The 14,727-nt window shown below is 52.2% G+C and carries 12 protein-coding genes; 8 read left to right on the top strand and 4 right to left on the bottom strand.

Annotated elements, in window-relative coordinates; genetic code table 11:
• Positions 1-62 precede the first annotated feature (62 nt).
• Positions 63-920 carry a hypothetical protein gene (locus CVV30_10225; protein PKL68292.1) on the top strand — a complete coding sequence of 286 codons (858 nt, stop codon included), beginning with the start codon at positions 63-65 and terminating at the stop codon, positions 918-920.
• Positions 917-2,368, top strand: coding sequence for a histidine kinase (locus CVV30_10220; protein PKL68291.1), 1,452 nt, complete (start codon positions 917-919; stop codon positions 2,366-2,368). The genes CVV30_10225 and CVV30_10220 overlap by 4 nt, the downstream gene beginning before the upstream one ends.
• Before the next feature lie 146 nt (positions 2,369-2,514).
• On the opposite strand, the gene CVV30_10215 is transcribed toward CVV30_10220, so the two are convergent.
• Both CVV30_10215 and CVV30_10210 read right to left on the bottom strand, forming a co-directional pair.
• Positions 2,515-3,288, bottom strand: a complete 774-nt coding sequence (locus CVV30_10215; GenBank protein ID PKL68290.1) for a dihydroorotate dehydrogenase electron transfer subunit — start codon at positions 3,286-3,288, stop codon at positions 2,515-2,517.
• Positions 3,281-4,168: a dihydroorotate dehydrogenase gene (locus CVV30_10210; GenBank protein PKL68289.1), complete on the bottom strand. Its 888-nt coding sequence runs from the start codon at positions 4,166-4,168 to the stop codon at positions 3,281-3,283. The genes CVV30_10215 and CVV30_10210 overlap by 8 nt, the downstream gene beginning before the upstream one ends.
• 51 nt (positions 4,169-4,219) lie before the next feature.
• Between CVV30_10210 and CVV30_10205 the strand changes: the two genes are divergently transcribed.
• The 3 genes from CVV30_10205 to CVV30_10195 all read left to right on the top strand — a co-directional run bounded on the left by CVV30_10205 (position 4,220) and on the right by CVV30_10195 (position 8,587).
• The gene (locus CVV30_10205; protein PKL68288.1) at positions 4,220-5,086 is read left to right on the top strand and encodes a lactate dehydrogenase; all 867 of its coding nucleotides are present in this window, start codon (positions 4,220-4,222) and stop codon (positions 5,084-5,086) included.
• A gap of 1 nt (position 5,087) precedes the next feature.
• Positions 5,088-7,562 (top strand): DNA polymerase, encoded by a 2,475-nt coding sequence (locus tag CVV30_10200; protein PKL68287.1) that lies wholly within the window; start codon positions 5,088-5,090, stop codon positions 7,560-7,562.
• 290 nt (positions 7,563-7,852) lie between these two features.
• On the top strand, positions 7,853-8,587 hold the full coding sequence (locus CVV30_10195) for a hypothetical protein (protein ID PKL68286.1): 735 nt from the start codon (positions 7,853-7,855) through the stop codon (positions 8,585-8,587).
• Positions 8,588-8,592: 5 nt separating this feature from the next.
• On the opposite strand, the gene CVV30_10190 is transcribed toward CVV30_10195, so the two are convergent.
• Positions 8,593-8,808 carry a hypothetical protein gene (locus CVV30_10190; GenBank protein ID PKL68285.1) on the bottom strand — a complete coding sequence of 72 codons (216 nt, stop codon included), beginning with the start codon at positions 8,806-8,808 and terminating at the stop codon, positions 8,593-8,595.
• A gap of 271 nt (positions 8,809-9,079) precedes the next feature.
• On the opposite strand from CVV30_10190, the gene CVV30_10185 reads away from it, so the two are divergent.
• The 3 genes from CVV30_10185 to CVV30_10175 all read left to right on the top strand — a co-directional run bounded on the left by CVV30_10185 (position 9,080) and on the right by CVV30_10175 (position 12,648).
• The gene (locus tag CVV30_10185; GenBank protein PKL68284.1) at positions 9,080-9,988 is read left to right on the top strand and encodes a hypothetical protein; all 909 of its coding nucleotides are present in this window, start codon (positions 9,080-9,082) and stop codon (positions 9,986-9,988) included.
• An 80-nt stretch (positions 9,989-10,068) separates the two neighbouring features.
• Entirely contained in the window at positions 10,069-11,031 is a 963-nt protein-coding gene (locus tag CVV30_10180; GenBank protein PKL68283.1) for a transcriptional regulator, read from the top strand.
• A 267-nt stretch (positions 11,032-11,298) separates the two neighbouring features.
• Positions 11,299-12,648, top strand: a complete 1,350-nt coding sequence (locus CVV30_10175; protein ID PKL68282.1) for a hypothetical protein — start codon at positions 11,299-11,301, stop codon at positions 12,646-12,648.
• Here CVV30_10175 and CVV30_10170 read toward each other — a convergent pair whose 3' ends face one another.
• A complete protein-coding gene (locus tag CVV30_10170; protein PKL68281.1) occupies positions 12,649-14,634 on the bottom strand; it encodes an excinuclease ABC subunit B in 1,986 nt (661 codons plus the stop codon).
• Positions 14,635-14,727: the final 93 nt, after the last annotated feature.

Here is a 14,727-nt window from a genome sequence, read left to right as displayed (position 1 = left end):
TATATGCAATGAAATCATCGACTACTATAAGAGAACATTGCAGAACAACGGGGTAATTTTTCATGGAGCACAGAATTGAGCATCTTTCCAGCGAGAATGAAGAGATCCTGCGCCTGTTTATCATCGCAGCGGCATGTATCGGTGCAATCCTCACCACCATCTTTTCTCTCACCCATGGAATCCTTGAAGTCTATCCCTTCCTGTATATTCTGCCGATCATACTCGCGGTATATTTTTACCCCCGGCGGGCAGTAATTTTTTCTCTTGGTTTAAGCCTGATGTATATCTGCCTTGTTTACCTGCTCGGCTTTTCCAACTCCGCTATAGTTGTTACGGCCACTGCATGGTTTGCGATCTTTATCACCATCGCTGTTGTGGCATCGTCTTATGCCAACAGGTTGCAGGAAGAAAGTAACAGGATAAAAAATATTCTCGAAAATTCACAGGATGGTATTTTCTACCTAAATCTGCGCACCAGGCGTATCCGTGAAATAAATGCCAAATGCGCCCGCTGGCTCAGGTATGACAGACAGGATCTCATAGGAAAAGAGATCTCTCTCATATGGACTGACGAAAAAGGACAGGAGCAGTTTTTTTCCAATGCAAAAAAAGGATTGGGCAACACCGAGACTGAAGCGATATTTGTGGCTCATGATGGGACCCTTCTGCGATTTGTTATATCTGCAATACTCGAAACGCATGAACAACTGCTCTGCTCTGTCATAGATATCACCGGAAGCAAGATCGTAGACGAGGAGATACGAAAAACCTTAGAGGATCTCGAAGAACAGGTACGACAACGCACCGTACATCTCGAGAAGATGAATGAAGAACTGCGGGCCGAGATCCTTGAACGCAGGCGGTTTGAAAGCACGATCCTGTCAGGGAAACAGGTAGATGACGAAGAGGAAGATAATTGACGGTTCCTGCTTCCAAAAAAAAACAGGTTTACTGGGCGCTGGCTATTGGTATCACGATCATTCTTTCCATTTATTCAACCATTTATTCACTCACCCATGGAATCTATGAAGTATTTTCCTTCCTGTATTTCCTGCCCATCATTCTCTTTGTCTATATCTACCCGCGCCGGGGTATCGCCTTTTCGTTAATTATCAGCACAATTTACCTGCTGCTCGTCTATTATTTCAGCAATTTTAATCCGAATATGGTAGCGGTATCCACAGCCTGGTTTGTGATCTTTGTCACAATCGGTGTTGTCACGTCATCTTTTGCTCAGGGACTCAAGACTGAAGAGCGGAAATACCGGGGGATTTTTGAAAATTCCCAGGCGGGTATTTTTACCTTCGATCTCATCTCCCTGCGCATCCGGGAGCTGAACGGGAAATGCGAACAGATGCTGAGATATAACCGTGCCGAGCTCATCGACAGGGACCTATCGACAATTCTTGTGGATCCATTAAGCCTTGATTCGTTCATTAACAAGATCGAGGCCCATACCAATACCATTGAGGTTGAACTGTTCTTCCACACCCGTGATGGTACAGTACGCCAGTTCCTTGTTTCCGCATCACGGGCAGATGATGATACTGTTGTCTGTTCTGCAATCGATATCACCGAGCGTAAACTGGCAGAAAGCGTGATCCAGAGAGCCCGGGATGATCTGGAACAGCGAGTACTGGAGCGGACAGAGGAACTTTTACGTTCAACCGATGAACTCAAGGCCGAGATCCATGAACGCAAACGGTTCGAAGCTGCCATCCAGCTGGCAAACCGGAAACTTAACACGCTTTCATCCATCACCCGGCATGACATTCTCAACCAGATAACAGCGATTGTCATGTACCTCTCCCTTGTGAGAGAGTTAGTCGACGATCCCACAACACAGGAACACCTCCAGAAGATCGAGGAGGTTACCCAGTTGATCCAGAAACAGATACAGTTCACCCGCGATTACCAGAATATCGGTTCGAGTTCTCCCCAGTGGCTGAACGTTAACGAAACAGTAAAAGAAGCGATCACTAATCTGGATCTCGACAATATCGCTGTCGAAATCGATCTCGGGGATCTTGAAATTTATTCCGATTTATTTCTCAAAAAAGTGTTCTACAATCTGGTCGACAATTCACTGCGCCACGGTGAGAAGGTTTCCAGGATCCGGTTCTCCTATAAAGAAACACCTGACGAAGTCATTCTCATTTACGAGGATAACGGGGTGGGGATTCCGGTGAAATCTAAAGAGCGGATCTTAAAGCGCGAATATTACCGCAATACCGGTTATGGCCTGTTCCTTGCCAGGGAAATTTTAAGTATCACCGGGCTTACGATCAAAGAAAACGGCGAGCCGGGTGAGGGGGCACGTTTCGAGATTCGCGTACCCCAAAATGCGTTCCGTATCCCAACACCCTGAAATGAGTGGTGATTCCGGAAATTTCCGGATACTCGTTTTTATCTTGTGCCGTATTTTCAGTAAATCTGGCCCGTAATTTTCAGATGGGCACCATTGAGTTATTTGAAAAAACAATTTTTAAAAAGAGAAAATTGTGAGGGCGGAGCTTAAATCTTCTTTTTCCTGCCGCTCGCATCCCGCATATAATTCCCAAACTCGCTTTTTATGAGCTTGTCGCCGGAAAAGACTGGGCCGTCCCGGCATACCCTGAGCCCGGAGGGGTCAACACAGCACGAACCGCAGACGCCGACCCCGCATTTCATGTACCGGTGCAGGGAGAACTCGGTTTTATGGGCAATCCCTTTCTCATCGACTTTCGAGAGCACAGAACGCATCATCACTTCCGGGCCACAGACTGCAATCCGGTCGTACGCTCCGAGATTGAGATCGTCCATGAGGGTGGTCACAAACCCCTTCTGCCCTAAAGAGCCATCATCGGTTGCGATAAGCACATCCGTGCATTCATCCAGCTGGTCAACAAAGAGCAGTTCGGATTCGTTCTTTGCGCCAAGCAGCATCGTCATGACGCAGTCTGCCCGGGCAAGAGGAAGGAGCGGGGCTGCACCAACACCCCCGGCAATCGCCAGCATCTTCTCGCCTTTGGTAAACCCGTTTCCGAAGGGACCGCGTATCCCCAGCTTTGCACCCGGTCCGAGATCGAAAAGCGCACTCGTTGCATCACCGACTTTCTGGACCGTAATGCAGTTCTCAGAGGACAGGGCCATCGGGATCTCATCCACACCCGGCACCCAGACCATGACGAACTGCCCCGGAGCGTGAGGAAAAGATTCTTCGAATACAAAGGAACGGATAGCCGGAGTTTCTGTTTTAACCCGGGCGATCGTTACCGGGACATGTCCCATTTTATCGTTGTCACTCATGAGCACACCCCACGATCTCTCCAATATCAATTCCGTCCTTGGAATAGAGCTCCTTTGCAATCGTCTCAAAGACGTTCACATCGCCGTGAACCGCACTGCCGATCTCCACAGCACTGGCTCCTGCCATCATCATCTCGACAACATTGTCAGCGGTCGATATGCCCCCACAACCTATGATGGGGATTTTGCACGACGCATAGAGTTCATACACACACCGGACCGCAACAGGAAAAATTGCACTGCCGGATAACCCGCCGAACCGGTTGCCGAGCACGGGGCGCCGGATACCGGTCGAGATGCGCATGGCCTTTAAGGTGTTGATTGCAACGATCGCATTTGCCCCGCCCCGTTCCGCTGCCTTCCCGATCGCAGTAATATCGGTGACATTCGGCGTAAGTTTGACCCACGTCGGGACACCGGTGCTGCTCACTGCACGAGTGCAGGCTTCCACCAGTGCCGGGTCGCTGCCAATCGCAGCGCCATATCCTTCGGCATGCGGGCAGGAGAGATTGAGCTCAAAACCGGATACTTTTCCTTTAAACCAGCCGGCAACGGTCGCGAATTCTTCGGGGTTGCCTCCAAAAATACTTGCAACAACGGGTTGTTGTGCAAGAGGCCCGAGTTCTTCGATAAAATCCTTCGAAGGGTTGGGAAGGCCCATGGCGTTTATCAGCCCGTCTTCCAGCACCACGAGGCACGGCCCGGCATGACCCTCCTTGGGTTCAGGACCAATGGATTTGGTCACAACGCCACCGGCTCCCAAGGAGAGCATCCGCGCAAGTGATGTGCCGGTTGTTCCCAGTACACCGGCTGCGAGTATGAGGTGATTATTGAGCGCTACGCCACCCACATTCACCGGCCCGGGTTTGATCAATACCATCCACAGGAAATGGTCGTTATTTATTATTAGCATAACCCATATTGATACCAGATGGCGCGCCTTGCGGTAGTGGGAGTTGGCAGAATCGGTGGCGAGGTCGCTTATCTCGCATCTTCCATGGGAATTGCCGATGAACTGGTCCTGTATGACAGTGCACCGGAACTGCTCAAAGCGCAGGTACTTGATCTGCAGCACACCGGGCTTGAAACCGATATCATCACCGATAAACAGGCAATCCGGGACGCGGATGTCTGTATCTGTTCTGCCGGCCTCCCCCGCAATCCTTCGGTAAAAACCCGCGCCGACCTGCTCGATGCAAATGCTGTCGCAGTCAACGAGTGCGCAGCGCTGCTCAAAGGGTTCGATGGCATTGTCATTACGGTGACAAATCCCATGGATGCCAATAACTACCTGCTCTGCAAACAGTCGGGAATACCACGGGAACGGTGCATAGGATTTGGTGGCCAGCTTGACAGTGCGCGATTCTCTCTCGCGCTGCGCTCCCGGGGCATTACGGGGTTTTCCTTTGTGTTAGGAGAGCATGGCGAGCACCAGGTACCTGTTTTCTCTACCCTGTCCCGCCAGATTCCCCTCCCCATGCGGGAAGAGATCCTTGCCGAGCTGCGGGGCTCGAGCATGGACGTAATCAAAGGCAAGGGAGGGACGGTCTTTGGTCCGGCCCTGCATATTGCACACCTCACCCGCATGATACTCTCGGATGCCCGGGAACTGGTGATCTGCTCATCGGTACTGGAAGGGGAATATGGGATCTCCGGCTGTTCGCTCGGGGTTCCGGTCAGGATCGGCAAAAACGGGATCCAGTCAATCGAGGAATGGCACCTCGATGAATGGGAGCAGGATAAGATGGACCAGGCAGGAAAATTCGTTGGGGAACTCTGCCGGAAGGCGATCTCCTGATATGGCATCCCAGACCCAGCGCACGGATACCTGCATGAACGCTCCCTGCACGCTCGATCAGTTCTCCGGTAACATCGCTCTTGCGATTAACCAGGTGGAATACAGCCGGGCACCGGACGGCCCGATCATTCATATCTTTGGCCGTAATGCTCAGGGTAAAGCAGTCCGGATCGATGTCACCGGGTTCCGGCCCTATTTCTACATACCCGCAGATCAGGCAGAGGGGGCTGCACTTCCCCAACAGGCCACATTAGAGGAGGGGACCGAATACCGCTCGATCCGCTCCGAACCGCTGCGCCGGATATATGTCCAGCAGCCGGGCGATGTGCGGGAGGTGCGCGAACGGTATCGTCACTTTGAAGCGGACATCCCGTTTGCCACCCGGTTCATGATCGACTGTGGTTTGACCGGGGGAGTATCTGCCCCCGCAGCAACCGTTGATTACCACGACCTGTCTCCCGCCGAAGTCGATGCACCAGCCAGAAGCTGCATCATCGATATCGAATGCGAGGATGAACGGGGATTTCCTGATCCCCAGAGGGATGCGATCACCTGCATCACCTGCTATGATTCGTTCGATAATGATTATACCACGTTCCTTTTCAGGTGGGGGGAGGATACTGGGGAAGTTGCCCAAAAAGAGGCAGAAGGAGGACTTGTCAACGGCTGTTTCCGGAAAGAGATGCACACGATCTGTACCTATACGGATGAAGTGTCGATGCTCCGGGCATTCTCTGCCTATATTGTTGCAAGGGACCCCGATGTGCTCTCCGGCTGGAACTTTGTCGATTTCGATATGCCCTATATCACCGGCAGGATGGAACGGCTCGGGCTCTCATCCACCCATCTCGCCCGCCTGCCGGGCCAGACTGAACGTAATGCGTTGAGAGGAAGGGCACTCTTTGATCTGCTGATGGGGTACAAGAAGATGCACCTCACCCAGAAAGAGTCCTACCGCCTCGATGCAGTTGCCCTCGATGAAGTAGGCGAGCACAAGGTGCGCTATACCGGCACCACATCAGATCTCTGGAAAAAACAGCCGGCCCTTCTGGTAGAGTACAATTTCAAAGACGTGGAACTCTGCGTTGCAATCAACAAGAAGAACAATATCATCGAGTTCTACCGCGAGATCGCCCGCTATGTCGGCTGTCCTCTCGACAAGACCCTGAACTCATCGAGCGTGATCGATGTCTACATCTTGAGAAAGGCATCCGGAAAATATGTCCTGCCCTCCAAGGGGTTCGCAAACGCAGATGAGTTCGAAGGAGCAACCGTTTTCGAACCGAGCAGGGGTGTGCGGGAGAACGTAATCGTACTTGACCTAAAATCGCTCTACCCGATGGCGATGATGACCATCAACGCCTCGATGGAGACAAAAGATCCCGCCGGCGAACTTGTGGCACCCAACGGGATCCGGTTCAAGAAACATCCAGACGGGTTGACACGGAGCATCATATCCGAACTGCTCAAAGAGCGTGACGATAAAAAGGCGCTACGCAACAAGTACGAATTCGGGTCCCCGGATTACGTGCTTTACGACATGCAGCAGAATGTGCTCAAGGTGATCATGAACACGTACTACGGCGTTTCGGGCTACACCCGCTTCCGGCTCTTTGACCGGGAGATCGGGTCCGCAGTTACCTCAGTGGGCAGGGCGATCATCGAGCATACCCGGCGCGTGATCGAACAGCAGGGTTACACGGTGATCTATGGAGATACCGATTCGTGCATGGTGCACCTGCCCCCCAACCTTGACCGGGAAGCAACCATTGCCACGGCCCGGGCAATTGAAAAACGCCTCAATGAGAGTTACCAGGAGTTCGCCCATAAAGAACTCAATGCCGATGTCCACTACTTCTCGATCAAGTTCGAGAAGATCTATGAACGGTTCTTCCAGGCCGGGAAAAAGAAGCGGTATGCGGGGCACCTTGTCTGGAAAGAGGGCAAGGATGTCGATGAAGTGGATATCGTGGGCTTTGAGATCAAGAGAAGCGATACACCGCAGATTACCAAAGTCGTGCAGCAGCGCGTGATGGAGATGATCCTGAAAGGAGAGGAATATGCAGGGATCAAGGCGTTCCTCTCTGATGTGATCACGAAGTACCGGGCGGGAAAATATACCCTTGATGAGATCGGCATTCCCGGAGGCATCGGCAAATCCCTTGATGATTACGGGAATGATGACGCCCAGGTGCGGGGAGCAAAATATGCCAACCAGCATCTCCATACCGAGTTTGGCAAGGGGAGTAAACCCAAGCGGATCTATATCCGGACGGTGACTTCGAAATACCCGAAAACGGATGTGCTCTGCTTTGAGTACGGCGACCAGGTGCCACCGGTGTTTGTCGTTGACCTGGAACTGATGCTGGACAAGACGATCAAGCAGCCGATCTCCCGCATTATTGAAGCGCTCGGGTGGAGCTGGGATGATGTCGATCCCTCGCGGACTACCCTTGCCCAGTGGGGAATCGGATAATTCCTTTTTTGCGCGGCCGACCGGATACGTATCCAATATCCCATAATTGCCGCCCGATTTGTATCCGATTTTTTCTCTTCATTTTTTAACCGGATACGATTTCTGAACCTGAATGAACGGTTATCCGCAGATCGAGACCATGCTGGATAACAGGAATACTCCAGAACTGTCGCGGCCCTTTTACCATGCCAAACCCGATGCAATCCTACCGCGGGATACACCGCGATTGCAGAGGTGCTGTATGAACATCAGACACTTTGCAGGGCTCTTAACCATCCGGTAACACCCGGATGCAGGAATCCCTGCAGCATCTCTCACCATCAAAATTAGGAGGTAAAAAAATGAAAACACGTGGATTCTATCTTGGCACGGCGCTGATGCTCATTATCAGTTTCTGTGCCATCGTACCTGCACAGGCTGCAGGACCGGCAGATCAGTCTGCATACATGAGAGGAAACGCAACGGCGTGGAACGCTTTTGGATCTCTCTCCGATGAGATCAATACCCTTTCCCAGGCGGGATATGATGTAACATCCCTCCAGGCCTCACTGGATGCGGCACAGTCCGCAGCCCAGACCGGTGATGCGGAGACTGCAAGAACTGCGATCCAAGGACTGCGTGCCCAGGTACAGGAGGCAATGCAGAGTGGGATCTTATCACAGGAACAGCTCCTCCAGCACCGGGAAACCGTAAAAAACCATATCCAGAATGCAGTTGGAAACGGGAATGGTTCACAGGCCCAACTCCGGCAAAACCAGCAGGCAGTAAATGGACACGGACAGAATGCGGCCAACTGCACAGATGGTTCACAGGCTCAACTCCGGCAGAACCGACAGGCAGTAAATGCACAGGGACAGAATGCGGCCGACTGCGGGAATGGTTCACAGGCCCAACTCCGGCAGAACCGGCAGTCAGTAAATGCACAGGGACAGAATGCAGCTGACTGCGGGAATAGATCCCAGGGGCAATCCCAGCAGCACGGCAAGGGAATGAATGCGAGATCCCAGACTACTGACACAACCTGAAGTAATCACCGGTTGGAAAAAAAACACAACCAGAATTTTTTCTTTTTTACGGCTCTTTTGACATTTTTCATGTTTGCATGTATCGTATTGATTACAAAGAGAGAGCGGACACTCCCCCCACGATAGATTCCACCGCCATTGGGACAGGATGAAGGATATGATTCCGCTTCTTTGAGGGATGATGATCCCCCGCGGAGGAAAGCCTGTTTGTGTGCCCGCATTTACCAGAATCTGAGTGGGCCTCCACTTTCTTTTCACGCGCTCATTGCAATTCCCGGTAAAAAAATGATACAATACCGCCCGATTTTCTGCGATTTTTATTTCCATACTACGTGCCCGGATCGGTAAACTGAACAATCATGAACGATCGTTTCAGCAACGGAACAACTGCGGGCGGTCCGTTTTTTTTCTGAATTTTCACTGGGCTTATACCACTCATCACCGATTATTGATTACACGGCTACACGCTGAAAAAAAACAGGAGATTGAACCATGAAAAAAAATATCGGATGGATGGCCGGCATCTTCATGCTTGCCCTGCTCTGCATCGCAGGTGCAGCAGCAGCACAGGAAGATACCGGGACGATTACGGATGGGGCCGTAATAGTCGATGATGTGGCACCCTATGATGGGCCAATCGGGCCGGGCAGCCCGCTGTACGGCCTCAAGATCGCGTTTGAAGACCTTGACGTGTCATTTACAGCAAACGAGACCGAACGCTTCAACCTGCAGATGAACACAAACCGGCTGCGGCTGTCAGAAGCGCGGAGGGAACTGCAGCTGAACAACACGGATGCTGCCGACCGTGCTCTTAATATCTACGGGCAGAAGACCAACATGACCCGGTTGCAATTACAGACCAATGCAGGGTCAAATGTAACCGGTCTCCTGTTTGCACAGGGAATGAACATGAAAAACCAGCTCGTGCTTGCCAACCTGATAGACACCCATCCGGGCAACAAGGGCCTGATGCGGGCGTACAACAACAGCCTCTCACTGGAACAGAAATTCCAGGAGAAGACACAGACCCGGTTCGAACGAGTCATGCAAAAGAACAACGCCACGATCGTAAGAGCGGTCAGGCTTGAAACCAGCGAGCAACAGAATACCCGGAATGCCGGCCAGAACCAGACCCTCCAGGTACAAAAGACCCAGCAGGTTCAGCAGGGAACGGGCAATGGAATGGATAACTCCATGGGACAGAACCGGGTTACGGTAAAGCCGTCATCCCAAGGCCAGCAAAAGGTCCAGACTACTGTGACAATCACACCAGCCCGCACTACAGATGATAAAGGAAGTGGAAATTCCGGAACCGGTAATAACGGCAATTCTGACGGGAATAGCGGGCGCAATCCGACCATCCACCCGGCTCCCGAAACCGGGAAAAACGGTAGAACATGAACTTTACCGCATGGATAAAAAATCCCCAAATATTTTCATATCTCACAACAAAATACCCACAAGATACGCGGAGGTGAACCATGAAACAACTACTGTGGCAGAGATTCCTTTTGTTTATCTTACTGGTATTGCCCGTTGCCCTGACCGGTTTTGCCGCCGCGGCAGCAACACCTGACTACTCGATCGCGTACACGGTCACGGTCGCAGATGACGGATCAGCACTCTGGCGCGTGGAGTATCGCACGCTCCTGCTCTCCGATACTGATGCTACGGATTTCAATGAATATGCCCGTGACCTTTCGGGGGTCTACCTCCCCCAGTTCCGGGAACTTATGGAGCGTTCGGCTGCCCAAGCCGCCGTCGCCACCGGCCGGAACATGCAGATAACCAGTGTGACCGGTGATGCAGTTACACAGGATTCACCAACCGGCAGGTACGGTGTCGTAGTATACACGGCCCGCTGGGAGGGGTTTGCCCGGCCCGGTGCCACAATGACCATAGGGGATGCATTTGCCGGCGGACTGTACCTTGAAAAGGACAACTCGCTGGTTATCCATGGTCCCGAGGGATACACCGTAGTACGGGCCGAACCGGCACCGGACGATTCCCGGGATGGTCTGGTCTGGTACGGCCAGCGTTCATTCGGGGCCGGCGAACCACGGGTGGTGCTCGAACAACCGGCATTTCCCCTGCTGCCGGTTGCAGCGGGTCTCGTGCTCATCATCGTAATCGCCTTTGCCGGTTTTGCGGTCTACCGCAGGCACATAAGAAACAGCGGGAACACTGCCAATGAAACCCTGGCTCCCGTATCCCTGACAGATACCGAGCTGATGAGTATCGAGGACCGGATCGTGCAGCTGCTCAGGTCCCAGGGGGGTGAACTGTTCCAGTCGGACATCGTCAGGATGATCGGCCTGCCCAAATCCACGGTGAGCACGGTACTCAACGACCTTCATACACGCGGCATTATCATCAAAGTGAAGAAAGGACGCGAGAACCTGATCCGGCTTTCACCGGATTCACTTCCTGACACGGGACACTGATCCCATTTTTCGCTTTTTATCCATCTATCGGGAAAACGGGTAAATAATCACTACGAATTCCTGTCATGCTCCTGCATCATACTCATACATCCGGAAAGGAAACATTGGATTTTTTTAAGGAACAAAAAAGTAACAACGAGCCAGAAACAGAGGAAAACAAAATATATTAATAACGGTTGGTGCAATTAGGTTGCATATCTCTCGTGGACACTACTATCCATCTGAAGGCTGGTACAGCAGAATGAGAGCACTGGGATGGAATAATACATGACGGGCGAGAATTTTTTTGTCGGGCGGGAATTTTTTTGGAATCTCTGGTTTTTTGTTGTCATTATCACGACGATTCTTGCACTTCTGATAAATATTCTGAGTTTCTCCTATGGTACGCAGGATGTTGCTTTTCAACTGCTCTATATCCCAGTGATTATTGCCGCGTACTGGTATCCTAACCGAAGTCCCGTTTTTGCGGGAATTATCTCCCTTGCATACCTGGGAATCGTATACTCTGTTACACAGGGTGAAATGGGGGGGTTGATCGCATCAGCCTTCAAATGTTTTGTTCTTATCGGCGTATCGGTCGTAATATCAGGCCTTGCCATCCACATGCGGAAGAACGATGCAAAGTACCAGGATATCTTCAGCAATACAGAAACGGGGTTCGGCCTTGTCAACCTGACCGACCTTTCGATAACAGAAGTAAACAAGCGGTTTGCAGAAATACTCGGATATTCCCGGGATGAACTCACAAAAATCTCTTTTGCCGATCTCTGGCTGGAACCTGCAGCAAAAGAGACCTTTTTCACCAGTCTCGTTAATCAGGAAAATGTGCACTATTCCGAAACGCGATTCAAGTCACGGATTGACGGGGAACGGTGGGTTTTGGTCTCTGCCAGGACACTTCCGGGCAAGAAGTTGATCTGTTCTGTTATCGATATCACGGATCGCAAAAAGGCTGAAGAGGAACTGCTCATCAAGGCCCATGCAATCAACTCGTCGATCAACGCAATTGCAATCCTTTGCCTTGATTTCACTATCCGGTATGTGAACCGGTCGCTCCTGACCATGATGGATTACCAGCAGGATGAGAAATTGTCAGGGATACCCTCCAGCCGGTTCTTTGGTTCGCAACAGGTTTTTGACACGATTCGCGAAGAACTGCCAAAGGAGGGGCGATGGTTCGGCGAAGTTTCCCTGGTAAAAAATAACAAAACTCCCTTTTTTGCCCAGATGGGGATAAATATGGTGAACGATGAGACCGGAAAACCGATCTGCATCATGGCATCCTTCATCGACATCACCGATCGCCGGCAGATGGAGAATGAGAGGAGGAAAGAGCTCGAGGAGATCGGGCAGAACATCGAACAGTTCGCCATTCTCGGCGACCACATCAGGAACCCGCTTGCCGTCATCATGGGTCTTTCCAGCCTGGCACCGGGGGAGATTACTGATAAGATCATTCTCCAGTCACGGGAGATCGACCGGATTGTCACGCAGCTGGATGCAGGCTGGATCGAGTCTGATAAAGTGCGTGAGTTCATCAAACGCTATTACAAAAAGGATCCTGAGGATAAGGAACAACCCGGGACCGCGCCGAAGAAAAAATACCGGCGCACATAATTATCCGGTCTTTTTCCGCGTTTTGCCAGGCGATTTTGTTTGCGGGTTTTTTCCCACATCTTTCAGCCGTTCATTGAGTTTCTTGATCTGGTCGCGCAACGCAATCGCCCGCTCGAAATCGAGATTCTCTGCAGCATCGCGCATCTGTTTTTCGATATCGATAATGACGTTGGGAATCTCTGTTTTCGGCACGTGTTTCGTATCGGTAATCTCAACTTCTTTTTCCTTGACCGGCTTGATGATCGTCAGCGGCACAATGTCATGCTCGGTGTTGTAGCGGACCTGCATCTCGCGCCGCCGTTTCGTCTCGGCAATTGCCCGCTTCATGGAGTCGGTCATGTTATCGCCGTACAATACGACTTTGCTGTTGACATTACGGGCAGCCCGCCCGATGATCTGGATCAGGCTCCGGGCATCGCGGAGGAACCCTTCCTTATCCGCATCGAGAATGCCGATGAACCCGACTTCGGGAATGTCAAGGCCTTCCCTTAACAGGTTGATGCCCACGAGCACATCGAACTTGCCGAGCCGGAGCTGGCGGATGATCTCGGTGCGCTCCAGCGTCTTGATATCCGAGTGGAGATACCGGGTCTTGATGCCCCGGTCGGCAAGGAACTCGGAGAGTTCTTCGGCAAGTTTCTTGGTGAGCGTGGTGATCAGGGCCCGGTCGCCACGGGCAATGGTTGCCTGCACCTCGCGGATCACATCATCAGTCTGCCCGGTAATCGGGCGTACCTCGACATGGGGATCGACAAGTCCGGTCGGGCGGATGATCTGCTCCACGAGCCGGTCCGAGTGTTTCAGCTCGTAATCGCCCGGCGTTGCGGAGACGAAGATCGTGCTTGCCATGTACTGCTCGAACTCGTGGAACTGCAAGGGCCGGTTATCGTACGCACTCGGCAGCCGGAACCCGTAATCGATCAGGGCTTTCTTGCGGGAGCGATCGCCGTTATACATGCCATGGAGCTGCGGGATGGTCTGGTGGCTCTCATCGATGATCATCAGGAAATCGTCCGGGAAATAATCGAGCAGGCAGTAGGGTTTCTCACCGGCCGAGCGTCCGTCAAAATGCCGGGAGTAGTTCTCGATGCCCTTGGTGGATCCCGTCTCTTCGATCATTTCGAGATCATAATTGGTCCGCTGTTCGAGACGGTGCGCCTCGATCATCCCTAACGTTGGCAGGACTTCGTCTAGCTCTTTTCGTATGGATGCGGCCGCGGTTTTCCGGGCACCTTCGGGAGTGACGAAGTGACGGGCAGGATAGACATAGAAATATTTGAGTTGTTCCTTCCGGTTGCCGGTGTTCTTGTCGACTTCGCTGATCCGCTCGATCTCGTCGCCGAACATCTCGATCCGGATGATGTCGTTGAAGTATCCGGGGATGATATCAATGGTATCTCCCTTGACCCGGAAACGGCCGGGCATCAGCTCGATATCGTTTCGCTCGAACAGGATGTCGAGCAGCTTGCTCATGATGTCGGTGCGGGAGCACTTCTGGCCAACCGCGAGCTCGAACCCCATGTTCCGGAAGTTCTCGGGATTGCCAAGCCCGAATATGCAGGAGACTGAGGCAACCACGATAACGTCGCGCCGGAACGATAGCGAAGCGGTGGCCGAGAGGCGCATCATCTCGATCTTGGGATTGATGGCCGAGTCTTTCTCGATATACTGGTCCTTCGACGGGATGTAGGACTCGGGCTGGTAGTAGTCATAATAAGAGACGAAGTACTCAACGCGGTTGTGGGGAAAGAAGTCACAGAACTCGGCATAGAGCTGGGCAGCGAGCGTCTTGTTGTGGGCGAGCACGAGCGTGGGGCGACCGGCATGTGCGATCACGTTTGCCATCGTGTAGGTCTTGCCTGAGCCGGTCACTCCCAGCAGCGTCTGGAGTCGTTCGCCTTTCTCCAGACCATCGGTTAACTCCTTTATGGCTTCCGGCTGGGAGCCGGCCGGTGCGAATGTTGAGACGAGCTCGAACTCAGTCACGGTGCTTAGGATCTCGGGTTGTGATATTAAAAGGGATAGGGATGCGGCAGGAAAGTGATGGTGCTCTCACCGGTTACCGGAACCAGCCCGGAA

The organism is Methanomicrobiales archaeon HGW-Methanomicrobiales-1 (assembly GCA_002839675.1).
Lineage (GTDB): Archaea > Halobacteriota > Methanomicrobia > Methanomicrobiales > Methanospirillaceae > Methanoregula.
The sequence above is the reverse complement of the archived record's forward strand: the minus strand, read 5'-3'. Positions and strand labels throughout refer to the sequence as shown.

Excerpts from the sequence above, each read along its gene's own strand:
- CVV30_10225 (PKL68292.1), top strand. The coding sequence starts at position 63 with ATGGAGCACAGAATTGAGCATCTTTCCAGCGAGAATGAAGAGATCCTG.
- CVV30_10215 (PKL68290.1), bottom strand. The coding sequence starts at position 3,288 with ATGAGTGACAACGATAAAATGGGACATGTCCCGGTAACGATCGCCCGG.
- CVV30_10210 (PKL68289.1), bottom strand. The coding sequence starts at position 4,168 with ATGGTATTGATCAAACCCGGGCCGGTGAATGTGGGTGGCGTAGCGCTC.
- CVV30_10205 (PKL68288.1), top strand. The coding sequence starts at position 4,220 with ATGGCGCGCCTTGCGGTAGTGGGAGTTGGCAGAATCGGTGGCGAGGTC.
- CVV30_10200 (PKL68287.1), top strand. The coding sequence starts at position 5,088 with ATGGCATCCCAGACCCAGCGCACGGATACCTGCATGAACGCTCCCTGC.
- CVV30_10195 (PKL68286.1), top strand. The coding sequence starts at position 7,853 with ATGCAGGAATCCCTGCAGCATCTCTCACCATCAAAATTAGGAGGTAAA.
- CVV30_10190 (PKL68285.1), bottom strand. The coding sequence starts at position 8,808 with ATGCGGGCACACAAACAGGCTTTCCTCCGCGGGGGATCATCATCCCTC.
- CVV30_10185 (PKL68284.1), top strand. The coding sequence starts at position 9,080 with ATGAAAAAAAATATCGGATGGATGGCCGGCATCTTCATGCTTGCCCTG.
- CVV30_10180 (PKL68283.1), top strand. The coding sequence starts at position 10,069 with ATGAAACAACTACTGTGGCAGAGATTCCTTTTGTTTATCTTACTGGTA.
- CVV30_10175 (PKL68282.1), top strand. The coding sequence starts at position 11,299 with ATGACGGGCGAGAATTTTTTTGTCGGGCGGGAATTTTTTTGGAATCTC.